37 protein-coding genes and 1 pseudogene are annotated in these 24,694 nt (G+C 66.8%); 16 read left to right on the top strand and 22 right to left on the bottom strand.

Features of this window, described 5'->3' with window-relative positions; translation table 11 throughout:
• Positions 1-10: 10 nt before the first annotated feature.
• From NX02_RS21275 to NX02_RS30940, 22 genes are all read right to left on the bottom strand, one after another.
• Entirely contained in the window at positions 11-259 is a 249-nt protein-coding gene (locus tag NX02_RS21275) for a hypothetical protein (RefSeq protein ID WP_025294189.1), read from the bottom strand.
• Positions 252-572 (bottom strand): hypothetical protein, encoded by a 321-nt coding sequence (locus NX02_RS21270; RefSeq protein ID WP_025294188.1) that lies wholly within the window; start codon positions 570-572, stop codon positions 252-254. Before NX02_RS21270 ends, NX02_RS21275 begins: the two co-directional genes overlap by 8 nt.
• A complete protein-coding gene (locus tag NX02_RS21265; protein ID WP_025294187.1) occupies positions 569-1,207 on the bottom strand; it encodes a hypothetical protein in 639 nt (212 codons plus the stop codon). Before NX02_RS21265 ends, NX02_RS21270 begins: the two co-directional genes overlap by 4 nt.
• A complete protein-coding gene (locus NX02_RS33705) occupies positions 1,204-1,818 on the bottom strand; it encodes a hypothetical protein (RefSeq protein ID WP_053000693.1) in 615 nt (204 codons plus the stop codon). Before NX02_RS33705 ends, NX02_RS21265 begins: the two co-directional genes overlap by 4 nt.
• Positions 1,818-2,564 carry a hypothetical protein gene (locus NX02_RS21250; protein ID WP_025294186.1) on the bottom strand — a complete coding sequence of 249 codons (747 nt, stop codon included), beginning with the start codon at positions 2,562-2,564 and terminating at the stop codon, positions 1,818-1,820. The genes NX02_RS33705 and NX02_RS21250 overlap by 1 nt, the downstream gene beginning before the upstream one ends.
• The gene (locus tag NX02_RS21245; RefSeq protein ID WP_211258241.1) at positions 2,564-2,872 is read right to left on the bottom strand and encodes a hypothetical protein; all 309 of its coding nucleotides are present in this window, start codon (positions 2,870-2,872) and stop codon (positions 2,564-2,566) included. Before NX02_RS21245 ends, NX02_RS21250 begins: the two co-directional genes overlap by 1 nt.
• Positions 2,872-3,369, bottom strand: a complete 498-nt coding sequence (locus NX02_RS30950) for a hypothetical protein (RefSeq protein WP_025294185.1) — start codon at positions 3,367-3,369, stop codon at positions 2,872-2,874. Before NX02_RS30950 ends, NX02_RS21245 begins: the two co-directional genes overlap by 1 nt.
• The gene (locus tag NX02_RS21235; RefSeq protein WP_025294184.1) at positions 3,366-4,409 is read right to left on the bottom strand and encodes a phage Gp37/Gp68 family protein; all 1,044 of its coding nucleotides are present in this window, start codon (positions 4,407-4,409) and stop codon (positions 3,366-3,368) included. Before NX02_RS21235 ends, NX02_RS30950 begins: the two co-directional genes overlap by 4 nt.
• The gene (locus NX02_RS21230) at positions 4,402-4,605 is read right to left on the bottom strand and encodes a hypothetical protein (protein ID WP_025294183.1); all 204 of its coding nucleotides are present in this window, start codon (positions 4,603-4,605) and stop codon (positions 4,402-4,404) included. Before NX02_RS21230 ends, NX02_RS21235 begins: the two co-directional genes overlap by 8 nt.
• A complete protein-coding gene (locus NX02_RS21225; protein ID WP_245648662.1) occupies positions 4,602-5,735 on the bottom strand; it encodes a phosphoadenosine phosphosulfate reductase domain-containing protein in 1,134 nt (377 codons plus the stop codon). The genes NX02_RS21230 and NX02_RS21225 overlap by 4 nt, the downstream gene beginning before the upstream one ends.
• The gene (locus NX02_RS31735) at positions 5,735-7,861 is read right to left on the bottom strand and encodes a DNA cytosine methyltransferase (protein ID WP_025294181.1); all 2,127 of its coding nucleotides are present in this window, start codon (positions 7,859-7,861) and stop codon (positions 5,735-5,737) included. Before NX02_RS31735 ends, NX02_RS21225 begins: the two co-directional genes overlap by 1 nt.
• Positions 7,861-8,022 (bottom strand): hypothetical protein, encoded by a 162-nt coding sequence (locus tag NX02_RS32720; RefSeq protein ID WP_158013896.1) that lies wholly within the window; start codon positions 8,020-8,022, stop codon positions 7,861-7,863. Before NX02_RS32720 ends, NX02_RS31735 begins: the two co-directional genes overlap by 1 nt.
• Positions 8,023-8,329: 307 nt before the next feature.
• On the bottom strand, positions 8,330-8,812 hold the full coding sequence (locus NX02_RS21210) for a hypothetical protein (protein WP_025290899.1): 483 nt from the start codon (positions 8,810-8,812) through the stop codon (positions 8,330-8,332).
• Positions 8,812-9,135: a hypothetical protein gene (locus NX02_RS21205; RefSeq protein WP_025290900.1), complete on the bottom strand. Its 324-nt coding sequence runs from the start codon at positions 9,133-9,135 to the stop codon at positions 8,812-8,814. The genes NX02_RS21210 and NX02_RS21205 overlap by 1 nt, the downstream gene beginning before the upstream one ends.
• Entirely contained in the window at positions 9,132-9,464 is a 333-nt protein-coding gene (locus tag NX02_RS21200; protein WP_025290901.1) for a hypothetical protein, read from the bottom strand. The genes NX02_RS21205 and NX02_RS21200 overlap by 4 nt, the downstream gene beginning before the upstream one ends.
• Positions 9,461-9,652 (bottom strand): hypothetical protein, encoded by a 192-nt coding sequence (locus NX02_RS21195; RefSeq protein WP_025290902.1) that lies wholly within the window; start codon positions 9,650-9,652, stop codon positions 9,461-9,463. The genes NX02_RS21200 and NX02_RS21195 overlap by 4 nt, the downstream gene beginning before the upstream one ends.
• Positions 9,653-9,755: 103 nt before the next feature.
• Complete coding sequence (locus tag NX02_RS21190; RefSeq protein WP_025290903.1) at positions 9,756-10,163, bottom strand: hypothetical protein; 408 nt, start codon at positions 10,161-10,163, stop codon at positions 9,756-9,758.
• A complete protein-coding gene (locus NX02_RS21185; RefSeq protein ID WP_025294180.1) occupies positions 10,160-10,339 on the bottom strand; it encodes a hypothetical protein in 180 nt (59 codons plus the stop codon). Before NX02_RS21185 ends, NX02_RS21190 begins: the two co-directional genes overlap by 4 nt.
• Positions 10,340-10,440: 101 nt before the next feature.
• On the bottom strand, positions 10,441-10,836 hold the full coding sequence (locus NX02_RS21180) for an HIRAN domain-containing protein (RefSeq protein WP_025294179.1): 396 nt from the start codon (positions 10,834-10,836) through the stop codon (positions 10,441-10,443).
• Between the two features lie 8 nt (positions 10,837-10,844).
• On the bottom strand, positions 10,845-11,168 hold the full coding sequence (locus NX02_RS21175) for a hypothetical protein (protein ID WP_158013897.1): 324 nt from the start codon (positions 11,166-11,168) through the stop codon (positions 10,845-10,847).
• The gene (locus tag NX02_RS21170; RefSeq protein WP_158013898.1) at positions 11,158-11,403 is read right to left on the bottom strand and encodes a hypothetical protein; all 246 of its coding nucleotides are present in this window, start codon (positions 11,401-11,403) and stop codon (positions 11,158-11,160) included. The genes NX02_RS21175 and NX02_RS21170 overlap by 11 nt, the downstream gene beginning before the upstream one ends.
• A gap of 44 nt (positions 11,404-11,447) precedes the next feature.
• The gene (locus NX02_RS30940) at positions 11,448-12,113 is read right to left on the bottom strand and encodes an XRE family transcriptional regulator (protein WP_158014135.1); all 666 of its coding nucleotides are present in this window, start codon (positions 12,111-12,113) and stop codon (positions 11,448-11,450) included.
• A gap of 96 nt (positions 12,114-12,209) precedes the next feature.
• On the opposite strand from NX02_RS30940, the gene NX02_RS21160 reads away from it, so the two are divergent.
• The 16 genes and pseudogenes from NX02_RS21160 to NX02_RS31730 all read left to right on the top strand — a co-directional run bounded on the left by NX02_RS21160 (position 12,210) and on the right by NX02_RS31730 (position 24,557).
• Positions 12,210-12,512 (top strand): helix-turn-helix domain-containing protein, encoded by a 303-nt coding sequence (locus NX02_RS21160; RefSeq protein WP_162232715.1) that lies wholly within the window; start codon positions 12,210-12,212, stop codon positions 12,510-12,512.
• A gap of 109 nt (positions 12,513-12,621) precedes the next feature.
• Positions 12,622-13,092: a hypothetical protein gene (locus tag NX02_RS21155; RefSeq protein WP_025294177.1), complete on the top strand. Its 471-nt coding sequence runs from the start codon at positions 12,622-12,624 to the stop codon at positions 13,090-13,092.
• Between the two features lie 152 nt (positions 13,093-13,244).
• The gene (locus tag NX02_RS33355) at positions 13,245-15,866 is read left to right on the top strand and encodes a leucine-rich repeat domain-containing protein (protein ID WP_211258240.1); all 2,622 of its coding nucleotides are present in this window, start codon (positions 13,245-13,247) and stop codon (positions 15,864-15,866) included.
• A 12-nt stretch (positions 15,867-15,878) separates the two neighbouring features.
• Positions 15,879-16,115 (top strand): annotated as a pseudogene (locus tag NX02_RS33700) (DUF2312 domain-containing protein); the annotation flags it as partial.
• A 368-nt stretch (positions 16,116-16,483) separates the two neighbouring features.
• Positions 16,484-17,377, top strand: a complete 894-nt coding sequence (locus NX02_RS21140; RefSeq protein ID WP_025294174.1) for an ATP-binding protein — start codon at positions 16,484-16,486, stop codon at positions 17,375-17,377.
• Positions 17,374-17,802: a VRR-NUC domain-containing protein gene (locus NX02_RS21135; RefSeq protein ID WP_162232714.1), complete on the top strand. Its 429-nt coding sequence runs from the start codon at positions 17,374-17,376 to the stop codon at positions 17,800-17,802. Before NX02_RS21140 ends, NX02_RS21135 begins: the two co-directional genes overlap by 4 nt.
• Positions 17,799-18,356, top strand: a complete 558-nt coding sequence (locus NX02_RS21130) for a hypothetical protein (RefSeq protein WP_025294172.1) — start codon at positions 17,799-17,801, stop codon at positions 18,354-18,356. The genes NX02_RS21135 and NX02_RS21130 overlap by 4 nt, the downstream gene beginning before the upstream one ends.
• Positions 18,353-18,493 (top strand): hypothetical protein, encoded by a 141-nt coding sequence (locus NX02_RS32710; RefSeq protein WP_158014133.1) that lies wholly within the window; start codon positions 18,353-18,355, stop codon positions 18,491-18,493. The genes NX02_RS21130 and NX02_RS32710 overlap by 4 nt, the downstream gene beginning before the upstream one ends.
• Positions 18,490-19,890, top strand: coding sequence for a DEAD/DEAH box helicase (locus NX02_RS21125; RefSeq protein ID WP_025294171.1), 1,401 nt, complete (start codon positions 18,490-18,492; stop codon positions 19,888-19,890). Before NX02_RS32710 ends, NX02_RS21125 begins: the two co-directional genes overlap by 4 nt.
• A complete protein-coding gene (locus NX02_RS21120; protein WP_025294170.1) occupies positions 19,887-20,837 on the top strand; it encodes a DNA-methyltransferase in 951 nt (316 codons plus the stop codon). The genes NX02_RS21125 and NX02_RS21120 overlap by 4 nt, the downstream gene beginning before the upstream one ends.
• Positions 20,834-21,703, top strand: a complete 870-nt coding sequence (locus NX02_RS21115) for a hypothetical protein (RefSeq protein ID WP_025294169.1) — start codon at positions 20,834-20,836, stop codon at positions 21,701-21,703. The genes NX02_RS21120 and NX02_RS21115 overlap by 4 nt, the downstream gene beginning before the upstream one ends.
• Positions 21,700-21,969: a hypothetical protein gene (locus NX02_RS21110; RefSeq protein WP_025294168.1), complete on the top strand. Its 270-nt coding sequence runs from the start codon at positions 21,700-21,702 to the stop codon at positions 21,967-21,969. Before NX02_RS21115 ends, NX02_RS21110 begins: the two co-directional genes overlap by 4 nt.
• A gap of 561 nt (positions 21,970-22,530) precedes the next feature.
• Entirely contained in the window at positions 22,531-23,223 is a 693-nt protein-coding gene (locus NX02_RS21105; RefSeq protein ID WP_025294167.1) for a hypothetical protein, read from the top strand.
• A complete protein-coding gene (nusG, locus tag NX02_RS21100; protein ID WP_158014131.1) occupies positions 23,220-23,780 on the top strand; it encodes a transcription termination/antitermination protein NusG in 561 nt (186 codons plus the stop codon). Before NX02_RS21105 ends, nusG begins: the two co-directional genes overlap by 4 nt.
• 254 nt (positions 23,781-24,034) lie before the next feature.
• On the top strand, positions 24,035-24,262 hold the full coding sequence (locus NX02_RS21095) for a hypothetical protein (protein WP_025290921.1): 228 nt from the start codon (positions 24,035-24,037) through the stop codon (positions 24,260-24,262).
• Positions 24,243-24,557 (top strand): HNH endonuclease, encoded by a 315-nt coding sequence (locus NX02_RS31730; protein ID WP_039996744.1) that lies wholly within the window; start codon positions 24,243-24,245, stop codon positions 24,555-24,557. Before NX02_RS21095 ends, NX02_RS31730 begins: the two co-directional genes overlap by 20 nt.
• The last annotated feature ends 137 nt before the right edge of the window (positions 24,558-24,694 follow it).

Here is a 24,694-nt window from a genome sequence, read left to right as displayed (position 1 = left end):
CCGATGAAAATCACACCACCGCCCGGCCGATGGCCCAGCAGATGACGACCATGGCCACCCCGACCAGCGCAGGCCCCAGCCGCAGCTTCGCCTCGTAGATGGCGCTCTGCAGCCGCGGGTGGCGGCGCAGGAACTTGTCGAGCCAGGCGAACGGCGCGATCACCACGGCCATCGCGCCGGCGAGCGCCGCCAGCATCGCGACGAAGATCGCCAGTCCGGCGAGGATCTCGACGATGAAGGTCGCCAAGGACTCAAGCATTGCGCGGTTTCCGCCATGCGGCGATGCCGGCGACGATCAGCCGTGCCGCCTGGTCGTGCGGCATGTAGCCGGCGCCGTAGGTCTCGCCCGTCCAGGGGACCTCGATCCACCACTCGCGGCCGGAGAACCAATCCTCCCTCGGGCCGATGTGCAGCTGCCACTCCTCGCCGCGCGCGCGGAAATAGAATGGCTGGCCGTCGACCGACCCCTCCGCCTGGACGGGGCAGTAGCCGCCGATGCTGGCGATCTCGATGTCGGCGCGCGCCGCCATGGCGATGGCGTCGTCGAGTTGGGTTTCGTCGGTGGTCGTCATGCTGCCGCCTCGGACAGGGGAAACAGCGCCCGGCTGGCAGCCGTGTCCCAAGTGAACCAGCGCGCGACATAGGTGAGCGCTTCGCCGGTTAGGGTAGGGACAGGCTCATTCGATGTGCCGTTAATTCGCGGCGGGTCGACGTCGAGAGCGTGATGCAGCTGTTGGATGAGATCATAGGGATAGATCTTCGTTCCGAGATCCGGGCGAAGGTACATGAACTGGCTCTTCCGGTTTTCCGGAAGTGGGTGGCGACACGCATAGGCAGGAAAGAACCGCCCAAAGCCCGCCGAATCGTACGGGCTGGTGAAGACGCGTTCGTTGCACATGAGCCATTCTTCGAACGGACGGCAGACGCTATCCCGCATCAGCGCGGTGTAAGTGGTGTCATGCTCTTCGCACCAATCCAGCCCGAACCGCGCCAGATATTTGTAGAGCGACCAGAGGCGATCGATCGGATCGCGAACGACACCAACCTTCTTCCAGCGGTCATAGCCATGCGGCACGCCATCGGCTTCCATGTGCCGGTAAAGCATCATCGACCGCGGATAGCGCTGCTCGATCGCGCGCTTGAGAGAGCGCGTCCCGGTGCGCGGGACGAGAATGACAATGGTTTCGATTTCGGGGATGAGGATCATGCCGCTGCCCTCCACATAATAGGTTGCTGGTCGCGCGGGATGCGGTGCAGGCCCCGCGCCATCGGATGCTTGGGGGCGCCGTCCTTCGTCTTCCCCCAGCACCACAGGTCGGAGCGAACGCGTGCCAAGTGGCCGGCGGCTTCCTGCAGATGGCGCACGCGCTCATCGAGGTTGTCCGTCCACGCTTCGACGCGGGCGCGCGCGTTGCGGATCGCCCAGCGGACGACCTCGGCGCGGTCGGTCGAGAAAGTATTCTCGTACATCATCCGCCCGTCGTGGGTGACGTTCGGCCATTCCAGCTTCTCGCAGGCGCATTCGATGATGGCCGCGCCGTCATAGGTGTAGACGGTGATCGACCGCTCGAAGGTATCAGGCTGGTCGAGCAGCTCCTTCAGCTTCGCAGGATCAGCGTCGAACTCCGCCTGGTAACGGGCCAAGTCCTCATTCACCGACCAACCGCGCTCCGGGCGGTAAGGCTTTTCGACGCCGCCCATGTGATTGATCACGATGATATCGTGGGTGAAGCCGGAGCCAATGCAGACGCCCTCACCCGGCACGAGCTGCACGAAGTGGCGGATCCGGTAATGATCCTTGATCGCTTTCCAGCCCATCAGGCGGCACTCCCCAGATTGTCGATGTTGCCGCGCTCGACGCGGAAGGTGAGGGCGACGACCCACGGGTTGGCATCCCAGGCATCGGCGCCGTGGAGGCTGTTCCAGAGGTGACGGTAGGCTGCCGGGGGAGATAGCCACAGGTTCTCGTGATGCGGCTCCGGCCAGCGCCAGAACTCTTCGATCGCGTTCGACGCGAGCGCCAAGCCTTCGGCGATCGCATCTTCGCGGCTGATGTCCTGCAGCGGCTGGCACCGCACATCGTCGACGATCAGCGTGACGCGCGACGCCCAGCGCGGCATGTGCATGGCCTGCCGGTGCCTGCCGCGGCGGGTGCCGTCGGCTTCCGCCCAGTTCAGCGTCGCGTCGTCGGCGATGTAGAGCACCGGCTCATCGCCGCCCATTTCGGCAGGCGCCAGGTCGTCATAGGCTGGCGTGCTGCGCCAGTGCTCGCGGACGTAGAGCCGATCGCCCGGCTGATAGGCGGCGGCGACGCAGGTCCCGGTGGTCTGGTGCCAGATGCCAACCAGTTCGGGAACGGACTGGCGTGCGCCATCCTTGCCGATGGTGAAGCAGCCGGCCCCGCCGTGCGTGGTCGCCTCCCATCCACCCATGTCGGGACGCTCGTAGATCGGGCCGCCGCTATGAGTTTTGGTCGGAAGCTTGATCACCCGCCGAGTCTGCGTCTTGCGCCCGGCCAGCAGCGCGCGCACCATCGGCGCGGAGAAGATGATGGGGCGATCCATCAGTTCGATTCCCGCGCAGCCACGATCTTGCCGCCGGCGACGTCAACGCCGCGATCCGTCAGGGCCTTCGTCCACAGCGCGCGCATCTCGTCGGAACAGTGCGCCATGGCATCGATCCACGTCGGTGCCCGGCCGTGTTCCGCCTGGAAGCGGATGCTGTAAAAGATGCTCTGCGCGTTGTGCGGAAGGTGCGGCTCATGCGCGGTGGCGCAGGTCTCGCACGCTCCCTCGCGCGCAGGCATCATGAACATAGAGCCTGCGGGCTGACCGTTCTGATCCTGCATAGGAAGCTGAATTGGCTTGCGCATCAAACGGCCCTCCTCATGAACTTCTCTTTCCATGCGATCTTGAGCGCGCCGATGACGCGTTCGCCTGGCCGAATGGTGAAACCGAAATCCCGCTCGACGGCGGGGCCGCCGATCAACGACGACAGGATCCTGAAACCGCCCGGCATCGGCTCGAGGCGATCCTCCTGGCCGCGAAGGTGCGGGCATACCGTGAGCGCGAAGTCCGCGCATCGGCGGTGCACCGGCGCCTCAGTCGTCATGAACCAGCCTTCGCGGACCTCGCCGAGTTGGAACCACCAGCGATCCCCTTCGGGCGTCTTCTCACCGCAGACGGTGCAGCGCATCTCCGCGATCGAGCGGCGCTGGCGCACCTGATGCGGCTTGGCAAAGATCGGGCGGCCGACCCCGGGCGTGTGTGGCATCCACATCGCCCGGCGCATTCCAACCCAACGGCAAGGCCGGATTTCGTAGTGCTCTTCCGACGACCAGCTGGCGTTCCAAGGGACGGCGATGTTCATGCCGGCACCCCGTTGTGCTCGACCCCGTCCAGCAGGCGGCCGGCAACCTTCTTGTCGACCGGCGAGACGCGAACGACCCGCTCCCCGTGGAAGCCCTGACCGCCCGCGAGGTTGAGCCACTGACCATTCGGCGTGGCGCGCTCGACCTCGCCGCACCGGCGCCAGTCCGGATCCTCGGCGTCGCGGTCGTAGACCGGCTTCCAGTTGCCCCACTGCTTGAAGAAATAGGCGATGCCGTTCGCCGCGCAGAAGTCGCGCGTCGCACGCTGCCAATCGGGATGGTTCGGCCGCGCGCGCGGGCCGCTCTCGCCGCCTCCGATGATCTGCTGCACGAACTCCCAGCCCGCCCAGTCGACGGGGCCGAGCGCCGGCTCATAGCTGACGAAGCGAACGGCGGCGGGCGTGTCGCGGAAGGCTTCGCGCCGCTCGTCCGCGCGCTGCTGATCCTCGACGCTGGTGCCCAGCCAGACGTTGGGCAGAGGGAAGCCGGGGTTGGTCGCGCCGAAAAGGCGCCGATGATCATCGTTGGCACTGGGAAGCAGCCAAGCCTCAACCTCTTGCTGCGTGATCCGCAGCGTGCCTGGCTTGTTGGCCTTCGACCAAGCTGTGAGGTGATGATCACCCGAGCGCGAGGCGAAATAATCCCGCATCCGTTCCGGCCGCTTCGTGAGGATCATGTGGGTGTGCTGCGGCGTCAGCGCGCAGACGGCGAACACGCGGTCGATCCATTCGTCGGGCACCTTCTCGTGGAACAGGTCGCCATGCGCGTTCCAGAAGATGCGGCGCGGGCGCTTCCACGCCAGCGGCTGCAGCAGCGCCGGCTCGTGCAGGCTCACCTCGCCCGTCCAGCGCGGCCCCTTGCTGGTCATCTCGGCCAGGCCGATCCGGCTGGGGTGATCGCGCAGGCGGGTGGCAGCTAGGCGCTCGGCGTAGCAGCCGCCGAACGGGCCCGGCCCGCCGCAGCCCGGCGAAACCCGGGTGCAGCCGTTGACGGCGTTCACCGTTGCATCGGCCCATTCGATCTTCGTGCCGTCAGCCATTCAACCCTCCAACGATAACCACCGCCTCGCCGCCGCCGATCGCGGCCAGCGCGGCATCGAGCGCGGCGCCCGGCGTCTCGGCCAGCTTCGGCACGGCGCCCGGCGCGAGGGACCAGCAATGCGCCGGCGCCGGCGTGCAGGGGCGGATGTAGATGCGCGGCCGCGCGTCGGCCCGCTCGCGGATGTGGTGTTTCATGCTGCCAACCTTCGTTCTTTTTCAGCCATCAACTGGCCGAACCGTTCGATCACGTGCCGGCCAGTGGGGAATCGATCGTCGAGATTGTGCCGAAGAAGGATCGAGCGCCGCGCGCCAGCGATCAGCTTCGCCTCGTCCATGGTCGGCATGCGCTGCGGCCAGCCCTTCACGTACCTCAGGCCAGCCGGCATCCCTTCCTCGATCGAACGGCGGCGCTCCGCATCACGCTTGCCGCGGGCGAGGTCTGACGCGAGGCTGGGGGGCAGAAGATCGGGGGCGACATCGCCAAGCCAGCGATCGGGCTGGAATGAGAATGTGCTGTTCGCTTCCATCTCGACCAGGTGCAGATAAAGGGCGCGGTTACCGACAGCGCTTGCAGCAGCGCGAAGGTCACCGATGCTGGCGAGGACGCAGAAGGCGCACGAAAGCCGGCTCGAACCGTGGGCGGTGTAAGCCTCGTGAAGCTCGAGCCCATGGCGTGCGTGGCAGGAGAAAATTTCCTCGGCCGACCACTCCACGCCCGGATGCCACAGCATCATGCGGGTGCCGTGCCTGTTGCCGAGCTCGGCATAACGATTGTCTGCCTTGCTGATCGGGGTTGCCTTGCGGCCTGTGCTCTCTTCGCGCCTGATCCCGACGACCTGAACGATGGTCTCACCGCGCAGTGTGCGCGAGAGGTGCGGGCCGATCACCTGCGCCTTGAGCTCGGACGTGCAGAAGCGCTTGTTCGCCTGGCTCCACGGACCAATGAGATTGTAGGTCGACAGATCCTCGTATCGCGCTTTCCCGTTGCGGAAGCGGACCTCCCAACGATCCACCAGATCGCCAGCAGCGCGGCGAACGATCGTCAGGGGCAGGCCGAGGGCGGCGGCCGTCCGCTCGACCACGCCTGGCGTGGACTGCCATTCCGCTCGACCGAGGTCTGCATGGATGGCGATGCGCCGCTCACGCGGATGACCGGCAGCATCGAGGTGCCGCATGGCCGCCAGAGACAGCGCGGCGCTATCCTTGCCACCGGAGAGGCTGAAGGCGAACCACGCCCCCTGTGCGATTGCGGCATTGACCGTGTCGTCGACTGCGACAGCGTCCAGCGCGCGGCGCGGCGCGAACATATCTGGCTGAGCGAGCATTACGCGGCCATCCCTTGAAGTTGAGGAAAGCGCGGCCGGTTCGCCGCGACCAGTGCGCGGGCTACGTCCGGGCAGACGCTGTTGCCGATGGCGCGGATCTGCGCGGCCTTGGGCAGCGGGGCGTGGACGAGCTTGCCGCGGATCATGCGCGGCACGACGGGATCGAGCACATAGCTGTCAGGGAAGCCCTGCGCCCGGGCCAACTCGCGCGGCGTCAGCATGCGCAGGCCGATGTCGACGATCACATAGGTGACCGCGTCGATCGTCACCGTGACGACGGCGAAGCGCTCGCGCGTGGTGACGGTGGCGAGGGGCTCGTCGACGCGGTGCGCGCCTGTCTCGCTGCCATAATATTTGATTATGAACGCAGCGACGCGGACGGCCTTCGTCATCAACTCGGGCGGCAGCGCGCCCTCTTCGATCAACGTCGTCTCGACGATGCGCTGCGTGCAGCCCTTGCCGACGATCGTGCTAAGCGGCTTTCGCGCGTCGTGCCCGACCATGCCGGTGTTCGCCTGCTCGATGTGCGCAGCGACCACGGCGCGATGTCCGCCGCCTTTGCCGCCGCCGGTGCGGATCGTGGGCAGCGGCTGCAGCGGGTCACCTGCAGCGCCGCGCTTATCGCTGCCATTGTAGCTGGAGAGGAACGCCGTCACCGCCGCGGTCTTCCCGCCGCCGCCGGCAGTGGTCGCCGGCGCGGGCTGGTCGGCGGCAGCACCGACCGAGTTGCCAAACTGGCGATCGAGATGTGCGGCGACCAGCTGGGTCTCGACGACCGAATGCTTGCCGCCGGTCGCGATCGTCGAGAGCGGTGCGGCGAGGTCCTGCTCGCGCGGCTTCTCGCCCGGCCGGCGCTCGCCGTTCTGCAGCGGCGCCATCGCCGCGGCGACGATCGTGCCATCGGCTTTCGACGTGATGGTCGCCGCTGGCCCGGTGACGGACATAGGCGGGCTCTGACCGCGACGGCCGCCAACACCGACCAACGTAGCCCCGACCACGCCCAACGGCGTCGCGCCGGCGTCCCGCGCGCTGTCGCCGTTGCTGGTCACCGTCGGCAGCGGCGCGCCCATGTCGGAGCCGACCGAGCCGGTGTGAAACTTGGTGATGTGCGGGGCGAGCTGCACCTGCGAGAGCGCGAACTCTCCGCCGTTGGCGGTGGTGATCGTGCGGAGCGGCTCGGCCACGTCGTGCGCGCGCAGGTCTCCGCCATGGGTGACGGGGATGATGGTGCCGTCGACCACGCCATATTCCGGTTGCGTCGTGCTGGTGCGCAGGGGCTCATCAGGATCAAAGACGCGGCTGGCTCGCGTGTTCGTGAAGGCCGTGCCGACGATGAACGGCCGCGCCGCATTGACGACGTAGCGCATGACGCCATGCGCGATCCGCCGCTTGGTCGCGTCCTTCAGCTCGCGAATCCTGTCGAAGATCGACGGGCACCTGATCGACCAGTCGATGCATTCGGCCGCCGTCCGCCACGGCAGCATCCGCCCGGCCGCGATCTGGCGCGCGTCGTTGTCGTTCGCCGGGTTGCCGTGCGTGCGCGCCGGCCACGTGACCGGTTCGCCATCGCGACGCATGATGATGTAGAGCCGCTTGCGCGAGGTCGGCGCGCCATAGTCGCAGGCACGCAGCTCGCGCCAGTCGATGCGATAGCCCAGCCGCTTGATGGTCTTCACCCAGCGGCGGAACTCATAGCCCCGCATCTCCTTGATGATGTGGCCGGTCTCGGGATCGAGCGGGCCCCACTGCTGGAACTCCTCCACATTCTCGACGAAGCCGACGAGCGGGCGGGTGTCCTTCAGCCAGTTGACCACCTCCCATGCGAGGTGGCGGATGTGGCGATCCTTGACCGGGCCGCCCTTCGCCTTGCTGTGTTCCTTGCAGTCGGGGGAAAACCAGGCGCCGCCGACCGGCCGGTGACGCGTCGCCGCGAGCGGCCACACTGCGCGGATGTCGTTGCAGTGATGCTCGGTGCCCGGGTGGTTGGCGGCGTGGATCGCGATGGCGATCGGATCATGGTTGATCGCGATATCGACCTCACGCCCGATGGCCTGGGCGATGCCGGTGGATGCGCCACCGCCGCCGGCGAAGCCGTCGATGAAGAGCCATGCGGGATCGAAGGCCATCAGCGCCCTCCCTTGAATGCGTCGGTGAACGCCGTCGCCGTCACGTCGGCGATGGAGCAGGCGGTGAGCATGCCGCCGATGATGCGCTCGGCGCGCGAGGGCTTGCGGGCGCGGTCGACGAGCGTGCGCGCGACGCGCAGGGCGAGGGTGGCGCGCTGCATTACATCGCCTCTTTCGCGCTCGGCTGCGTGCCAGGCGGCTGCGCGGGCTGGCCCTGCTTCCAGTACCGACCCTCCGGCCCGCAGGTGTCCGCGCCGAACCAGCGCCAGATGCGGGACCGCTCGAACTCTGCGGTGCGGGCATCGCCCGTAACCCCATGAACCACAGAGCGCCGCGAGCGCCGGAGGCAGTTGCGTGCGGGCATGCCATCGTGCAGCCTGCGTGCGAGCAGCGTGACGCAGTGCTGGCAGGTGGCGCAGGTCGGCGCCGCGGCCCGGGCGCCAATGGATTTTCCTGGCATTTCGGGCATCAGGCGTCCTCCCCGCATCCGCGACCGACCAGCTCACCGTTGTCGCCGGCGGTGAAGTCCTGCCAGTGCACCCAGCCGGCTTTCGTGCAGTGGAAGCCCCATTCGCGCAGGCGCGGGCCGGTGATGAACAGGGTGACCGCACGCTCGCCCGGCAGCACCTCGAGGCGGTGCGCCTGGCGGGCGCGGCGGAAGACGAAGGAGCCTGCCGCGCGCTCGGCACGGTGCTCGATACCGCCGGCGGCGATGGTGTGTTCGATGTAGCGCCCGGCCAGCACGACCGAGACGTTCCACCAGGGGTGGTCGTGCAGCGCGCGATCGTCATCCGACCGGAGCACGTCATGCAGGTAGAGGTTGAAGAAGCGGTTGCGCGGGATGATCCACCAGCGCCGCAGGTAAGGCCGCTCAGCCTCACCGATGACGAGGTCGGGCACGCGGCGCGACATGGTGCGTTCCGCCCAGCGGGGGAGCCTGATCCCACCCATCACGCGCGCGCCCTCTTCTGGCCGGCGGGCTGGATCGCAGCCCACACGATGGCCTTGCGGCCGCTCGCGTTGGCGCGGCGTTCGTGCGTGTCGCGGATCAGGCCGAGTGCGAAGAGCTCGGTGATGCGAGGCCGGATCGACAGGACGGGCAGCCCGACCTTGCCGGCCACCTCATCGGCGGTCAGGCCGTTGCTCGCTTCCAGTGCCGCGAGCGCGCGATCGCGGAAGATCTTCGCCCGCGGCGCGATGTCGGCGGCGGCGGCGCGGGAGGTGTCGCGCGCGCTGGCGCCCGGCGCGGGCGCCTGTCGGAGCAGGTCGGTCATGGCTTCCTCTTCTTTCGCGAGGGATCGGTGAGCAGCGAGCCGTCGGCGTTGACGACGATGCGGAAGCCGCCCGGGGTGAGGACGAAGACGCGGTTGCCGGGGCGGCGCTCGATGATCGCGCAGCTGGCCTCGACCATCGGGTATTCGCCGCCGATCGGGATCCAGAACTCGCGCGCGGTGCCGCGGCGCATCACCGTCATCGTCTCGAAGCTGTCGATGTCGTAGCCGAACCGCACCGCCGAGACGCGCTGGTTTCGCGTGAAGCGGTCGCCCGGCGGTATGACGCCGTCCCAGTGGCCGATCTTCGACGGGGCGGTGACGCGCATCATAGCGCGCGCTCGATGCTGCGGACCCAGCGGCGGGCGTCTTCCTCGGCTGCGGCGCGGGTGGCGTAGGGCAGATAGAGACTGCGCCCGCCGTGCCCGACCTCGAACATGCCGTAGCCGGTGGGGCGGACCAGCCGCTCGGCGCCGTGCCGGCGCGCGAACTCGCGGATCTCGGTGTTGGTCGCCTTCACCGGCGGCCTCCCGCGATCAGCGCGGTGACGCCCTGGGCGAGGATGAGGGTGACGACGAACAGGCCGATCAGGATGCCGGCGGTGGTTAGGATGTCGGCGATGCTCATGACACCTGCACCTTCCGATACGCGACGATATCGAACTTGCCGGTCTCATGACGCCAAGCGGCGGGATCGAACTCGCAGGCATCGCCGCGGGCGGTGATGCCGTCGCGATAGCGCACCTCAACGTAGACATGGCCGAGGGGACATGCGCCGCCTCCCCAGTCTTTCCATTGCGCCGCGGGCACGGCTTCCTCGCGCGCCGCGAGCATGGCGTCGGCCACTTCATAGAGGTTCTTCGAGGTCCGGAGCAGATCGACGGGGTCTGCCGGGAAGCTGATAAGATTCATCCGCCCGGCCAACGCCTGACCGGCAAACCAATCGCGCAGCGTCATGCCCGGCCGGCCTTCATAGGCGTTGCAGTCGCCCGGCACTTCCGGGAACGCGCTCGGGTTGTCCGGCGCGCTCACGACAGCACCGCCCGGAGCATCTGCCCCACGAAATAAAGCAGCGCGAACGCCGCCAGAGCGTAGCAGAGGCGCGCGGTCAGCCGGTCATGCCGCGCTGCGATCGGATCGGACGGCTGGATAAGCCGGCGCTGGGCGGGCGGCTCGCGCCATCCCGTGCGGTTGTAGCTGCTGGACATGTTGCGCCTCCCGTTGTTCACGAGAGGAAATTTGCGCTACATGCAAATTCCCGTCAAGCGCAAATTTGCGTTACGTGCAAATTATCCGCATCAGATGCAAATCAGATGTCCCAGCCAGCCGGAGGGGTTTGGTCGATATCGTCAAAATCCGCCGGCGCAGCGGCGGGCCGCCTCGCCGGCAGGGAAGGGGAGGCGCCATCGAACGCGCAGCGCACGATCGCGCCCCATTGCGTCGGCGCCTGGAAGATCGTGCGGACCTCGCGCCCGGCCTTGATGATGCCGCCGATGTAGGGCGCGCGCTCGGCGGTGATGTAGCCGATCTGGATATTGTCGGCAGTGAACACGGCCACCGCGCGCTCGTCGGCGGGGTTCTTCGGCTCGGGCCGCAGCTCGATCGGGTCGCCGGGGCGGCACATGGCGATGCCGAAGGCGCGGGTGGGGCCGCGCTTGTTGGGGTATTGCGCACCGACGACGGCGAGGCTCAGCTCGCGGGGCACGGCCTGGCCTAGAACAGGTTCTTGATGCGATCGGCCATGAGGACAAGGCCGCCGATCACGGCAACGCCGGTGGTCAGCACGCTGACAATGAAGCCCTTGCTGGGCAGGTGCGCGACGTGCGCCGTAAGGGTTGCGAGGTCTTTCGGAACATCGGCAAGGCTCTTCAGATCCTCGCGGACGTGCTCCATATGAGCCTCGAGCTTGATGATGCGACCTTCCATATCGCCACCACTACCACCGCCCCGAACGGGTGGCAATTTCGGTGGATCGCCGCCATCTATCCCCGCGTTGACCTTGTCGAGCAGCTCTTGGAATCTCGGATCAAGCTGCATCGCCGGCAACCTCCCTTGCCTTGAAGATCAGCTGATATCGATGATGATCGAGCAACTCCATTCTCAGGCGGATGTCGTCCATCTGTTTGAGAAGGTCTTCCTGATCCTCGCGAACGACCGCGACCAATGCGTTGAGCAGGTGCCGCATCATCTGATCGATCTCGCCGTACGCCGCCGCGCTTTCTTCGAGCGAGAATTTCAACTGCCGCTGCAGCAGCTCCACCTTCGCGGCCATTTCGTCCTCGGGCGGCGGTGCGTCTGCCGGATCATTATCGTCGCTCACACGCGCCTCCCCACCCAGATGATGCGCCCGAAGATGTAGAGATCCTCGGCATCGACCTCCTGATTCTCGACGTTCGGATTGTCGGAGATCACGAGCACACGCGTCCGGCCGATCGTCCGCAGTCGCTTGATCGCGCCGGCGCCGTGGATCGAGCATGCCCAGATGCGATCCTGCTGGTTGAGCTGGCGCTGCAGCGTGTCGATAAGCACCATGTCGCTGTCGAGCAGCGTCGGCATCATGCTGTCACCCTCGCCGCTGGCGACGTAGAGCCGTTCCGGCGGCGAGCGCGTGATGGTGCGCAGCACGTTCGGATCGAACTGCAGCTGGCCGGTCTCGGGGAAATCCTCAAGCGATGAGCCCGGCCCCATCGCATAGGCCATCTCGATTCTGGTCAGGTAGACCGGCCCGTCTTCGTCGGCCGCGCCCTTCACTGGTGGGATGTCGGGGGCAAGAGCGCGCGGCGCCGGGGGACGCGCCTCGCTGAAGAAGTCGCTGACTTGGCACTGATACGCCGCGGCAATCTCCGCGAACCGCTTGGTGGGGATATTGGTATCGCCGATCTCCCACCGCGACACGGTGCTTATCGCAACGTCGAGCTTGGCGGCTATCTCTTCCAGCGTGAGCCCGTTGGCTTCCCGGATCTGTGAGAGGCGAATGATCATGTTCGCGGGATTTTGCACGACGCGCAAACCGCCACCATAGCACCACGTGCAAAATGGCCCTTGACCGCGGTTTGCATGTGGCGCAAATATTTGCGTATGACGCTAGCCGAGTATCTCGCCCAGCCGGGGCGCACCGCGACTGAACTGGCGCAAGCGACCGGTTCGGCAGTCTCAACGATCACGCGCGCGGCGCGGGGTGAGATCATCCCGTCGCGCGATCTGATGATCAAGCTCTTCGAGGCGACGGATGGGGCGGTGACGCCCAATGACATCTTCGGCATCGTCAGCAAAGCTCCCAAGGTGGAGATGTGCAGCCTCTGCGAGCGCCGCACCGATGATCCCTGCGTCAACAGCTGCACGGCTGCCGACTGCCCGAACGCCGTGAAGGTCGCGGCGTGATCCTCTCCATTCCCCAGGTCCGCTCCGGCGGATGGCGCGCACGGGCGGCGTTGCCGCCCCTTCCGATGACTGCCCGTGCGCGCCTTTCTTCTTCCGCAGGCTCTAGCCGATGACCGATCCGCAGATCAGCAGCCGCAACAGGGTTGTTTCCGCTTCTTCGCTGATTGAGGCCGCCGCCTGCGCTCTCTCCGCGATCAAGGATGAGGACGGCCTTACCGATGCGGAGCTCGGCGCCGTTCTGCATCGCGGTGCCGACCAGGCGCAGCGGTACCGCACCGGCCTGGCCGAGATGGGTATGATCGCATTCCTGCGCGCCTGCTCAGCGTGGAACGGACGGTTCGCCGCAGAGATCGTAGGCAAGCTTGATCTCAAGCTGTCGCGCGTAGGCGCAGGTTCGCGGTCGGCACGCGGGTTCGCATCGCTGCTCGCCAGGTTGCAGGTTGCAGTTAACGCCGCTCTCGAAAATGACGACGAGATCGACGGCGACGAGTTGCGGTCGATGCTCGCGCTGCTCGACGAGACCCGGAGCGAGATCGAGGCGATGCAGGCGGGATCGTCGACGCTGCGGGCGGTGGCCTGATGCAGCGCGAGCAGCCTTTCGTGGAGACCGGATAACCGGCGGCCGGGCCCGCCGACCAACCAGATCGAACCGCGCGCCCGGTGATTCCGGGAGCGCTTTCGCATGCCCGACGCGCACCGGGCTCCTTCGTGTGCAAGTGAAGGGTAGATCAGATGAGCATTTGGATTGATGGGAGGCCGGTCTCCGCGGATTGGAAGCCGGCCCGGGGCGTGACCAGCGTCGGCGATGTCCGCCTCCATAGCGGCGCCACGCTCACCCTGCCTGAGGGCGTGACCAGCGTCGGCGATGTCCGCCTCCATAGCGGCGCCACGCTCACCCTGCTTGAGGGCGTGACCAGCGTCGGCTATGTCAGCCTCGATAGCGGCGCCACGCTCACCCTGCCTGAGGGCGTGACCAGCGTCGGCTATGTCCGCCTCGATAGCGGCGCCACGCTCACCCTGCCTGAGGGCGTGACCAGCGTCGGCAATCTCAGCCTCTATAGCGGCGCCACGCTCACCCTGCTTGAGGGCGTGACCAGCGTCGGCGATGTCAGCCTCGATAGCGGCGCCACGCTCACCCTGCCTGAGGGCGTGACCAGCGTCGGCTATGTCAGCCTCTATAGCGGCGCCACGCTCACCCTGCCTGAGGGCGTGACCAGCGTCGGCTATGTCAGCCTCGATAGCGGCGCCACGCTCACCCTGCCTGAGGGCGTGACCAGCGTCGGCTATGTCCGCCTCGATAGCGGCGCCACGCTCACCCTGCCTGAGGGCGTGACCAGCGTCGGCAATCTCAGCCTCTATAGCGGCGCCACGCTCACCCTGCTTGAGGGCGTGACCAGCGTCGGCGATGTCAGCCTCGATAGCGGCGCCACGCTCACCCTGCCTGAGGGCGTGACCAGCGTCGGCTATGTCCGCCTCGATAGCGGCGCCACGCTCACCCTGCCTGAGGGCGTGACCAGCGTCGGCAATCTCAGCCTCTATAGCGGCGCCACGCTCACCCTGCTTGAGGGCGTGACCAGCGTCGGCGATGTCAGCCTCGATAGCGGCGCCACGCTCACCCTGCCTGAGGGCGTGACCAGCGTCGGCTATGTCCGCCTCGATAGCGGCGCCACGCTCACCCTGCCTGAGGGCGTGACCAGCGTCGGCAATCTCAGCCTCTATAGCGGCGCCACGCTCACCCTGCTTGAGGGCGTGACCAGCGTCGGCGATGTCAGCCTCGATAGCGGCGCCACGCTCACCCTGCCTGAGGGCGTGACCAGCGTCGGCTATGTCAGCCTCGATAGCGGCGCCACGCTCACCCTGCCTGAGGGCGTGACCAGCGTCGGCTATGTCAGCCTCGATAGCGGCGCCACGCTCACCCTGCCTGAGGGCGTGACCAGCGTCGGCTATGTCAGCCTCGATAGCGGCGCCACGCTCACCCTGCCTGAGGGCGTGACCAGCGTCGGCTATGTCAGCCTCGATAGCGGCGCCACGCTCACCCTGCCTGAGGGCGTGACCAGCGTCGGCTATGTCAGCCTCGATAGCGGCGCCACGCTCACCCTGCCTGAGGGCGTGACCAGCGTCGGCTATGTCAGCCTCGATAGCGGCGCCACGCTCACCCTGCCTGAGGGCGTGACCAGCGTCGGCTATGTCAGCCTCGATAGCGGCGCCACGCTCACCCTGCCTGAGGGCGTGACCAGCGTCGGCTATGTCAGCCTCGATAGCGGCGCCACGCTCACCCTGCCTGAGGGCGTGACCAGCGTCGGCTATGTCAGCCTCGATAGCGGCGCCACGCTCACCCTGCCTGAGGGCGTGACCAGCGTCGGCTATGTCAGCCTCGATAGCGGCGCCACGCTCACCCTGCCTGAGGGCGTGACCAGCGTCGGCTATGTCAGCCTCGATAGCGGCGCCACGCTCACCCTGCCTGAGGGCGTGACCAGCGTCGGCTATGTCAGCCTCGATAGCGGCGCCACGCTCACCCTGCCTGAGGGCGTGACCAGCGTCGGCTATGTCAGCCTCGATAGCGGCGCCACGCTCACCCTGCCTGAGGGCGTGACCAGCGTCGGCTATGTCAGCCTCGATAGCGGCGCCACGCTCACCCTGCCTGAGGGCGTGACCAGCGTCGGCTATGTCCGCCTCGATAGCGGCGCCACGCTCACCCTGCCTGAGGGCGTGACCAGCGTCGGCAATCTCAGCCTCTATAGCGGCGCCACGCTCACCCTGCTTGAGGGCGTGACCAGCGTCGGCGATGTCAGCCTCGATAGCGGCGCCACGCTCACCCTGCCTGAGGGCGTGACCAGCGTCGGCTATGTCCGCCTCGATAGCGGCGCCACGCTCACCCTGCCTGAGGGCGTGACCAGCGTCGGCAATCTCAGCCTCTATAGCGGCGCCACGCTCACCCTGCTTGAGGGCGTGACCAGCGTCGGCGATGTCAGCCTCGATAGCGGCGCCACGCTCACCCTGCCTAAGGGCTGCACGATCAAGGGTCATCCGCAGGCGGACCCGGCTGTGGCGAGGCAGCGACTGATCAATGTCGCCAGGCATGCGCTTGCGGAGCCGAAGCGGCTGCAGATGAACAATTGGCATGATAAGCGCGGCGGCTGCGGCACCGCGCACTGCATCGCCGGTTGGGCCGTCCATCTCGAGGGTGATGCGGGCTACGCGCTGGAGCGCGATGTGGGCCCCGCCGCCGCCGGCGTCCTGCTGCTCGGCATCGACGCCAGCAAGCTCTTCTTCCTGTCCAACGATGATGCCCGGTCTGCGCTGGAAGGCGTGCTGGCCGAGGCGGGCGAACCCGCGCCGACGATCGGCGCCTGAAGGGGATAGACAATGTCCAATGGACCCGTAGCAGCCGAGCAGCTGCGCCTGTTGATCGAGCGCATCGAGCGGCTCGAGGCCGAGAAGAAGGCGATCGCCGACGACATCCGTGGCGTGTATGCCGAGGCGAAATCGAACGGCTTCGACACGAAGACGATGCGTGGCATCGTCAAGCTGCGCAGCATCGATGAGGCGGAGCGGCGCGAGCAGGAGGCGCTGCTCGATACCTACAAGGCCGCGCTCGGCATGCTGGACGGCACGCCGCTGGGCCATTGGGCGCTGCAGCGCCTGTCGAAGGCCGAACCAAAACCGGCGGAAGGCGAGGCATCACCCAGTGCAGGGCCGGCCGACGGCACCGCCGAGCCGGCAGCTGAAGAGTCTCCGCCTGAGCCGGAGGCGTCGCCGGAGCAGGCGCGCGCGATGGGCGCCGCGGCGGCGCGCGAAGGCAAGCCGGTCACCGCCAACCCTTTCCCGGCGCGCGACACCCGTCGTGCCGCGTGGGACGAGGCATGGTGCCGCGAGCTGGGCACGGACGGGATGGATATCCCCGACGCGTTGAAGCCCACCCCGAAGCCGAAGAAGGGTGCGCCCGGCGGCGGCGAGGGAGGTAACGGCTGATGGCCGACAGCGAACCTGCCTCCGCGCGGTCCGATCTGGAGCGCGACTTCGGCACGCACGGCGAGATCGTGATGCCGGGGGACGCGCAACCGCCGATCCTGACGCCCCCCGTTCGTGCGGCGCTGCATCAATGGCTGTTCGAGATGAATGCCGAGACGGAATTGCGCGCCGTCGGCCTCAAGCCGCGCAGCCGCTGCCTGCTGTCAGGCCCGCCCGGCTGCGGCAAGACGACGCTCGCGCATCACATCACCGCCCGGCTGGGCGTGCCCATGCTGGTGATCCAGAGCCACGAGATCGTCGGGATGTACCTCGGACAGAGCGGTTCGCGCATCGGCAAGATGTTTCGCCAGGCGCGCCGCGATCGTTATGGCGTCGCGCTGTTCTTCGACGAGTTCGACGCGCTGGCCAAGAAACGCGAGGGGCTTGGCTCTCAGGGCGCCGATAACGAGCGGGCCAACATCACGATCGCGCTGCTTCAGGAGCTCGACCGCTTCGACGGGCTGCTGTTCGCCGCGACGAACGTGACGAAGGAGATCGATGCCGCGATCTGGCGTCGGTTCCAGATGCAGATCGAGATCGGGCTGCCTGGCCCTGCCGAGCGCTATGCAATCGTCAAGATGTACCTCGCACCATTCGAGGTGGCCGACGATGCGGTGGGTGCGATCGCGGCAGCGCTGGATGGCGCCGCGCCTTCGCTGATCAAGGAAGGCTGCGAGGCGATCAAGCGGTCGATGGTGCTTGGCCCGAAGATGGGGCTGCCGACCGACCTGCCCTCGATCATGGACCGATTCGCAAACAGCGCCTCAGCATCAGAGGGCATGCCCGAGCCGGCGCTGTGGAGCGCGCGCCGATCGGTGCTCGCTGACCTCGCGCAGGTCGAGTGGCTGGCGTGACGGCCTGGTATCTCAAAAAGCCGCGCGAGCACGCGACGGGGGCAAAGCGTCGCCGTCGCAAGGCGCCCGGCGCGCTCGAGCGTCCGATCCAGCGGAGCATCATCGAACTGATCGAGACGCTCGGCCTTAAGGTGGCCGCGGTGCCGAACGCATCGAAGCTCGCTGGCGACGCGGCCAACCGCGCCAAGCTGATCGCGGCGATGAAAAAGGACGGGCTGCGCCCCGGCTTCCCCGACCTGATCGTGATGGGCCGCAAGCCCGGTCAGATCGGCGTGCTCGAATGCAAGCGCGAGAAGGACGGCCGGCTGAGCGTGGAACAGAAAGAGTGGCGGGATTTCTTCATCGAGGTGGGCCACCCGTGGGCGTGCGTCACCAGCGTCGATGAAGCCCTCGCTGCCATCAAATCGTGGGGATGGCTGGCATGAGCAGGAACACGTGGTGCCCGCCCGAATATCGGGCCGCCTATGACGCGCTGACGCGCAAGAAGATCCGCGCAGCCGAGGCGCGCGCGATGATCGAGGACCAGATGAAGGTCGATGCCGCGCGGTCGCGGCCTGTGGCGCCGCCGATCGCTGAGCCCGAGCCGCCGTGCCCGGCGGTGGCAGACGCGCCCAGGCGCGCCGTCGGCAAGCCTGCGCCGCGGGTCGGCGACCTGGTGCAGCTGCCGGGAACCTACGACCCGATGATCGTCCAGATCGCCCTCAATCGCCGGAAGAACTGGAAGCGCGCCCGCAGCGGCGGTGGCGGCAACCATATGATGAAGGTCGCGCGGCTGATCATGGACGGTAATGCCGAGACGGTTCGCCGGGAGAGCGATCCTGTCGAGCGCGCGAAGAGCTATCTGCGCCGGCAGGGCTATATCGTCTATGACGGCTCCGTTCTCGAGCCCCGCCAGCAGGGCTTTGTCGTCGGCCGCCGCACCGTGCCGAACGCCGCAGCGCTGATCGACCTCGCGCGCAAGCTGGGGTGGGCGGCATGACGCGCGAGACCGCCTGCAAGATGATCGAGCGCAACGCGCGCGGAGAGGTGGTGCGCGTCGAGTATCTGTACTTCATCCCGCGGCGGCATATCGGGCCGGGCGCGCGCAACCTGCGGACGATGGGGCGGGGGCGGTGAGCGCCGCCCCCAGCCTCTACGAGGCGTTCCTCGCCCGCAAGGCGATCGTCGATCCGCCAACCGGCATTGATGCCCCCGTCGACCTTCCCGATGCGCTGTTCGCTTTCCAGGCGGATATAGTTCGCTGGTCGCTGCGCCGCGGGCGCGCCGCCCTGTTCGCTGGCACCGGGCTGGGCAAGAGCCTGATGGAGTTGGCGTGGGGACATGCGGTGCACCGCGAGACGGGTCGCCCGGTGCTGCTGCTGACGCCCCTCGCCGTGTCCGCGCAGATGGTGCGCGAGGCGGAGAAGTTCGGGCTTTCCGCGCGGCAGGTGGCATCCGCGGACGACTGCGTCGCAGGCGTGAACATCGCCAACTATCAGAAGATCGGCAATTTCGATCTGGGCCGCTTCGGCGGCGTCATCCTCGACGAGAGCAGCATCCTCAAGTCGACGGACGGCCATTATCGCACGCGTCTGATCGAGGAATGCCAGGCGGTTCCGTTCCGGCTTGCCGCGACCGCAACGCCGGCGCCGAACGACTTCATGGAGCTGGGCAATCACGCCGAGTTCCTCGGAATCATGTCCTACACGGACATGCTCGCCACCTTCTTCACGCACGACAATGGCGACACCCAGAAATGGCGCCTCAAAGGGCATGCCGAGAACGAGTTCTGGAAGTGGATGGCATCGTGGTCTGTCATGCTCCGCAAGCCGTCCGATCTGGGCTATGCGGACGCAGGCTATGATCTGTCGCCGCTGCAGTTCGTGCAGCACACGGTCGGCGCCGATTACGCCCCCAACATCGACACCGGCATGCTCTTCCCTATGCAGGCGCAGACGCTCCAGGAGCGGATCGCGGCCCGGCGATCGACGGTCGAGCAGCGGGTGGCGCTGGCCGCATCGATCACGCCGCCCGATCGCCCTTTCGTGTGGTGGTGCAACCTCAATGAAGAGAGCGCGCAGCTTGCGCGGATGATCCCCGGTGCCGTCGAGACCAAGGGCAGCGATCCGGACGACATCAAGGAGCGCAAGCTGCTGGATTTCAGTGAAGGCCGCACGCGGGTGCTCGTGACGAAGGCGGGCGTCGCGGGCTTCGGCATGAACTGGCAGCACTGCGCTGACACCGGCTTTGTCGGGCTCAACGACAGCTTCGAGCAGTTCTATCAGGCGGTGCGTCGCTTCTGGCGGTTCGGCCAGACGCGGCCGGTGACGGCGCATGTGATCGCCAGCGAGATCGAGGGCGCCACCACCGCAAATATCCGGCGCAAGGAAGCCGATGCCGAGCGCATGGCCGCGGCGATGGTGATGCACATGGCGGACATGTCGAGCGCCGCGGTGCGCGGGAGCGTGCGCGACACGCCTGCATATGACCCGCGCCAGCCCATCATTCTTCCCAACTTTCTGGAGGCCGCATGAGCATCCTCGCCGTCGATCAGGTCGTGACTGACGACTATGCCATCTACCAAGGCGACAGCTGCGAGATCATTCGGGCGCTCCCCGGAGACAGCATCGGCTTCGGCATCCACTCGCCCCCGTTCGAGGGCCTGTACAAGTTCAGCAGCTTCGATCGCGATATCTCAAACAATGAGGGCGCCGGCTTCTGGCAGCATTACGCGTTCCTGATTCAGGAGTTGCTGCGCGTGACGATGCCCGGCCGCCTGCACAGCGTGCATGTGATGCAGCTTCCGACGTCGAAGATCCGGCATGGCCACATCGGCATGCGCGATTTCAGGGGCGAGGTGATCCGCGCCTATGAGGACGCTGGGTGGATCTTCCATAGCGAGGTCTGCATCTGGAAAGATCCGGTCGTCGCACAGCAGCGCACCAAGAGCATCCGTCTGCTGCACAAGCAGGTGGTCAAGGATTCGACCATCAGCGGGCAGGGCCTCGCCGACTATGTCGTCACGTTCCGAAAGCCGGGTGACAATCCGGATCCGGTGTCGGGCTGTTTCGATGCCTATTATGGCGATGGCGCCGGTCCCGACTTCGCCAAGTACACGACCGATACCGATGGGCGGAACTGGTATTCGATCGAGGTGTGGCAGCGCTACGCCTCGCCGGTCTGGACCGACATCCGCCAGACGCGGACCCTTCAATATCGCGAAGGGCGCGACGAGAAGGATGAGCAGCATATCTCGCCGCTCCAGCTCGACGTCATCGAGCGCTGCATAGATCTGTGGAGCAACCCCGGCGATACCATCCTGACACCGTTTCTTGGCATTGGCAGCGAGGTCTATTGCGCCGTGGAGATGGGGCGCAAGGGCATCGGGATCGAGCTCAAGCCCTCCTATTTCGTGCAGGCAGCGAAAAACATCGCGGCGCTGGCGTCGCGCAGCGCGGGCCTTTTCGAGTTTGCCGCATGAGCGACCACGGCTGGAAGCACGACGCGCTGGCAGAGGATCTTGCCCAGCATCTCCGCTCAGACCAGCGCATGGTCTGGACCGACATGCAGATCGGGCCGGCGGGATCCCCGCGGCCGGACGTTTACACGCTGGAGAAGTCCTACAGCAAGCCGATGCCCACGGCATATGAATGCAAGATCAGCCGATCTGATCTTCGTTCTGATACGACGTCCGGCAAATGGCAGAAGTATCTCAGCTTTGCCGGCGCGGTCGTTTTTGCTGTGCCGGACGGGCTTTGCACCGCCGCGGATATTCCGGTTGGATGTGGCCTGATCGTCCGCAAGGCGCAGACGTGGCGCCATGTCAGGAAGGCGACTCGGTCGGCTGTGGCTCTGCCGATGGACGCGGCCATGAAGCTGCTGATCGACGGCGTCGGCCGTTGTACCGGGCCGCGCTTGCCGCAGATGCGTCACGCTGATCTGTGGCGAGAGAACGCTGCGGTCAGGAAGAAGTTCGGGGCGGCTGTGGCGAAGGCAGCAGTCGATCTTACCAGTGTTCAGACGCAGATCGCTGACCTTTCCGAGATGCGCGCCGAGGGCTTCAAGAGAGTCGATCGCGAGGTCGCGGCGCGTCGCGAGTATCTGATTGGCCAGGTGCGGGCGGAGTGCGCGGAATTTGAGCAAGCCAAGCGCGATCTCATCGAATGGCTCGGGATTGACGGTGATATGTCGGCATTCGCCGTGCGTCGCAGGATCGTGCAGCTGAAAGCCGAATGCAGTGCCGATGCGCGGGTCGAAAGGGTTGAGGCTGCGTTAAACCGCGCCCTCCATTCCGTGCGTAACGCCGCCGACATGCTGGCGCCAGAAGCGCGGGAAGGTGCGGCATGAGCGCCGCTCACGCGCCCCAGCCCGATCCGGACGGCATGACGCTGCACTTCGGCCACAACGATCGGCCGACGTGGTCGGAGGAAGCGTCGATCTATATCCGGTATCGCAACGGCCGGATCATGGGGCCGCTGCCTGCAAGAACGCGCCGGTGGCGCATCTGGCCGAGCGGGTCGAGCGACTGGGACATCGTCGCCTGGCGCTATACGGATGAGGCCGCACGCATGGCCGACGATGCGGCGCGCCAGTCCGATGAGGGCGCTAGGTGAGCGTCATCGCAACAGCTGTGAAGCACCTGCTCGCCGCGGGCGTGACGGGCGACGCTTTGGTCGCGGCGATCGCCGAGATGGAGGCGCAGCAGCCTGCCGGCGGCGCATCTGCCATGATCGACCCTGCCGCCGAGAAGCGGCGCGCTTGGGATCGTGAATATCGGCGCGAACGCCGCGCCGCGGAGAAAGCCGGTTCATGTCCACCCGACATCCACCCGACTCAGATGGATCGGGTGGACAATGCGGACAATCCTCCCCCTCCCTCCTCCCCTGATAAAAGCCCCCTAGAACCCCAAAAATTAACCCCTCCGCCCACCCCCACGCGCGACACCACGCGAGCGCGCGAGGCGAGCCGCTTGCCGGTCGACTGGCAGCCGGAGCCTTTCGGTGGCGAACTGGCGGAGGCGGTCTCTCGCTGGCCGCCCGGCGCGCTGGACCGCGAGTTGGAGCGCTTTCGCGACTGGGCGGCGAGCGCGAGCGGGCCGAACGCCCGGAAGAAGGATTGGCAGGCGGCATGGCGCAACTGGTGCCGCAGGGCCGAAGACGAAGGCAGGTATCGCAATGGACAACGTTCGACCGCTCAAGGCCGTGGTGGCGCGGGTGGCAGCCGGGATGCCGTCATCCGAGCCCTTGACGCAGACATCGCTCGCCTTGCCGACGAGCCTGCAGGATCTGGATCTCGACACGCTGCCGGCGAGGTTGGACGATACGACGCTGGCGATGGTCCGCCGCATCGCGGACGAACCGCCGCCGGCGCTTACGCGCTGCGATGAGCGGCACTTCAAGCAGTGCATGCGAGTGATGCGGACGACGCTGCCCAGCCGTTCGGCCGAGGACGATCTCAGCGGCAGCCTGTTCGCCACGGCCTATTACAAGTCGCTCGGCCATCGATCGAACGAGGCTATCTCCTTCCTGCTCGAGCACGCGCTGGCCGAATGCAGGTGGTTCCCGACGATCGTCGAATGCAACGCCATCCTCGCGCGCTGGAGCCGCGGCGACGACGCTTTCGCGCGGCATGGCCAGGCGACGGCGATCGTACGCCGCGAGGTGGAAGCGCGCTTCGCCGAGGCGCTCGAAGCACTGGAAGAGGGCAGGCTTTGCCAGGCCGAGATCAACGCGCTGCCCGACCAATGGAAGCGCATCGCGGCCGAGCGCTGCCTGCTCTGGCACCATGACGATGGAAGCTTCACCGATCGCACCGGGAAGGCTGCCCGGGACGAGAAACAGGCCAAGGTGAGTGGGAGTCTCGGATGATGAAAGACGTTAATGGATGGTGCGTGTTGCGCGCAGCTGGTGGCAGCACGCTGCGGCTGGCGACCTCGCTCAACGAAATCGGCATGGAGGCATGGACGCCCTCGCTGGTGATATCGCGCCGTATCCCGCGCTCTCGGGTGCGGATCGACAAGGCGGTGCCGATGCTGCCCACGTTCGTGTTCGCGCGGGCGCGGCATCTCGACGACCTGCTCGGGCTGGCAGCGACGGCTAAGAAGGTCCAGCCAGCCTTCTCGGTATTCCGCTATCAGGGCCGCGTGCCGGTGATCTCGGACGCTGGGTTGGAGCCGCTGCGGACCGCTGAAGCCAAGGCGTTGCCTAAGGAGCAGCGTCGCGTGTTCAGCGCGGGTGATGCGGTGAAGCTGACCGAGGGCCCGTTCGCGGGTATGAGCGGTGTTGTCGAGCGAGCGCAGGGCGAGTTCGTGCTTGTGTGCTTCCCCGGATTTCGCGTGCCGTTGAAGATCTCATCTTTCCTTTTGCGTCCGAATGAGGCAGAACAAACGCAGCCCAGTCAGGGCACCGCCGCACGAGCGGCATGATGCGGGCGAAGTCGGATGGCCATTGGCCTTACCGCCCCCGCCACCACCCGCGGGAAGCGTGCTTCTCGCGGAGTGCTGCCGCATAGAACCGAGATCCAAGCGAAACTGGTCGGGTTGATCCGAGCGCGTCAGCACGACGTCGCGTAAGGGGACTGGCCAGGAGTAGGACTGCCGGCGTGTCGAGCCACCGGCTGCAACGTCTGAGGCGCATGGACGTGACGGCGGGAGAGACCGCAACCCAATCGGAGATTCCCATGACCACCACCGTCACCATCAAGACGCACGCTTGGCCGGTCGAGGTCACGACGACCGACGACTATGATAGCGGCGAGAGCCACGTCTATACGGCCGTCACCACCACGGTGCCGCCGGGTACGTCGGTCGACCTGTACCTGACGAGCACGCGCTCGCTGTCGCTGCGTGAGCTGCCGATCCCGCATGAGGATCAGCCGCATGTGAGCGATGCCGTCTCGGCCGCCTAAGCTTAACGCCAAGCCGAGGCAGGCCAAGCCGTGCAACTGGTCGCGTCGTGCTTCGCGGCAGGCGCGCGGTTATGGGCGCGAGCATGAGCGCATTCGCGCGGAGCTGTTGCGCGATGAGCCGCTTTGTCGGGAGTGCGCCAAGGCGGGCCGTGTCAATGCAGCGGTGATCGCCGACCACATCGTGGCCCTCGCTCTCGGCGGCAGCGGTGATCGGTCCAACTATCAGCCGCTGTGCCGAGCATGCTCAGATGCAAAGACTGCGCGCGAGAGCGCGACAGCAAGGCGGCGCAGATAGAGGGCGGGGGGGTACCTCAAAGTCTAGAGCCGCTCGCCTCAGGACCGCGCGTGAACTCAATTTTTCGCACGCCCGGATTAAATTTTTGGGACGAATTAAATTTCTGGGCCGCGCAAGCCGCCCGCAAGTATAGCGCA

The sequence above is a fragment of the Sphingomonas sanxanigenens DSM 19645 = NX02 genome, from assembly GCF_000512205.2.
In the GTDB taxonomy this organism is placed as follows: domain Bacteria; phylum Pseudomonadota; class Alphaproteobacteria; order Sphingomonadales; family Sphingomonadaceae; genus Sphingomonas_D; species Sphingomonas_D sanxanigenens.
This window is presented reverse-complemented; position numbering and strand designations above follow the sequence as displayed.

Bases quoted from the DNA above. Each gene is read 5' to 3' on its own strand.
- NX02_RS21205 (WP_025290900.1), bottom strand. From the start codon at position 9,135: ATGACCGACCTGCTCCGACAGGCGCCCGCGCCGGGCGCCAGCGCGCGC.
- NX02_RS21270 (WP_025294188.1), bottom strand. From the start codon at position 572: ATGACGACCACCGACGAAACCCAACTCGACGACGCCATCGCCATGGCG.
- NX02_RS21245 (WP_211258241.1), bottom strand. From the start codon at position 2,872: ATGCGCAAGCCAATTCAGCTTCCTATGCAGGATCAGAACGGTCAGCCC.
- NX02_RS21225 (WP_245648662.1), bottom strand. From the start codon at position 5,735: ATGCTCGCTCAGCCAGATATGTTCGCGCCGCGCCGCGCGCTGGACGCT.
- NX02_RS21185 (WP_025294180.1), bottom strand. From the start codon at position 10,339: ATGTCCAGCAGCTACAACCGCACGGGATGGCGCGAGCCGCCCGCCCAG.
- NX02_RS30940 (WP_158014135.1), bottom strand. From the start codon at position 12,113: ATGATCATTCGCCTCTCACAGATCCGGGAAGCCAACGGGCTCACGCTG.
- NX02_RS21200 (WP_025290901.1), bottom strand. From the start codon at position 9,464: ATGATGCGCGTCACCGCCCCGTCGAAGATCGGCCACTGGGACGGCGTC.
- NX02_RS33355 (WP_211258240.1), top strand. From the start codon at position 13,245: ATGAGCATTTGGATTGATGGGAGGCCGGTCTCCGCGGATTGGAAGCCG.
- NX02_RS31735 (WP_025294181.1), bottom strand. From the start codon at position 7,861: ATGGCCTTCGATCCCGCATGGCTCTTCATCGACGGCTTCGCCGGCGGC.
- NX02_RS30950 (WP_025294185.1), bottom strand. From the start codon at position 3,369: ATGAACATCGCCGTCCCTTGGAACGCCAGCTGGTCGTCGGAAGAGCAC.
- NX02_RS21250 (WP_025294186.1), bottom strand. From the start codon at position 2,564: ATGGATCGCCCCATCATCTTCTCCGCGCCGATGGTGCGCGCGCTGCTG.
- NX02_RS32710 (WP_158014133.1), top strand. From the start codon at position 18,353: ATGACGCGCGAGACCGCCTGCAAGATGATCGAGCGCAACGCGCGCGGA.
- NX02_RS21235 (WP_025294184.1), bottom strand. From the start codon at position 4,409: ATGGCTGACGGCACGAAGATCGAATGGGCCGATGCAACGGTGAACGCC.
- NX02_RS21095 (WP_025290921.1), top strand. From the start codon at position 24,035: ATGACCACCACCGTCACCATCAAGACGCACGCTTGGCCGGTCGAGGTC.
- NX02_RS21175 (WP_158013897.1), bottom strand. From the start codon at position 11,168: ATGCAGCTTGATCCGAGATTCCAAGAGCTGCTCGACAAGGTCAACGCG.
- NX02_RS21115 (WP_025294169.1), top strand. From the start codon at position 20,834: ATGAGCGACCACGGCTGGAAGCACGACGCGCTGGCAGAGGATCTTGCC.
- NX02_RS21155 (WP_025294177.1), top strand. From the start codon at position 12,622: ATGACCGATCCGCAGATCAGCAGCCGCAACAGGGTTGTTTCCGCTTCT.
- NX02_RS21140 (WP_025294174.1), top strand. From the start codon at position 16,484: ATGGCCGACAGCGAACCTGCCTCCGCGCGGTCCGATCTGGAGCGCGAC.
- NX02_RS21230 (WP_025294183.1), bottom strand. From the start codon at position 4,605: ATGAAACACCACATCCGCGAGCGGGCCGACGCGCGGCCGCGCATCTAC.
- NX02_RS21210 (WP_025290899.1), bottom strand. From the start codon at position 8,812: ATGGGTGGGATCAGGCTCCCCCGCTGGGCGGAACGCACCATGTCGCGC.
- NX02_RS21265 (WP_025294187.1), bottom strand. From the start codon at position 1,207: ATGATCCTCATCCCCGAAATCGAAACCATTGTCATTCTCGTCCCGCGC.
- NX02_RS21130 (WP_025294172.1), top strand. From the start codon at position 17,799: ATGAGCAGGAACACGTGGTGCCCGCCCGAATATCGGGCCGCCTATGAC.
- NX02_RS32720 (WP_158013896.1), bottom strand. From the start codon at position 8,022: ATGCAGCGCGCCACCCTCGCCCTGCGCGTCGCGCGCACGCTCGTCGAC.
- NX02_RS21110 (WP_025294168.1), top strand. From the start codon at position 21,700: ATGAGCGCCGCTCACGCGCCCCAGCCCGATCCGGACGGCATGACGCTG.
- NX02_RS21275 (WP_025294189.1), bottom strand. From the start codon at position 259: ATGCTTGAGTCCTTGGCGACCTTCATCGTCGAGATCCTCGCCGGACTG.
- NX02_RS21120 (WP_025294170.1), top strand. From the start codon at position 19,887: ATGAGCATCCTCGCCGTCGATCAGGTCGTGACTGACGACTATGCCATC.
- NX02_RS21105 (WP_025294167.1), top strand. From the start codon at position 22,531: ATGGACAACGTTCGACCGCTCAAGGCCGTGGTGGCGCGGGTGGCAGCC.
- NX02_RS21170 (WP_158013898.1), bottom strand. From the start codon at position 11,403: ATGGCCGCGAAGGTGGAGCTGCTGCAGCGGCAGTTGAAATTCTCGCTC.
- NX02_RS21160 (WP_162232715.1), top strand. From the start codon at position 12,210: ATGACGCTAGCCGAGTATCTCGCCCAGCCGGGGCGCACCGCGACTGAA.
- NX02_RS33705 (WP_053000693.1), bottom strand. From the start codon at position 1,818: ATGGGCTGGAAAGCGATCAAGGATCATTACCGGATCCGCCACTTCGTG.
- NX02_RS31730 (WP_039996744.1), top strand. From the start codon at position 24,243: ATGCCGTCTCGGCCGCCTAAGCTTAACGCCAAGCCGAGGCAGGCCAAG.
- nusG (WP_158014131.1), top strand. From the start codon at position 23,220: ATGATGAAAGACGTTAATGGATGGTGCGTGTTGCGCGCAGCTGGTGGC.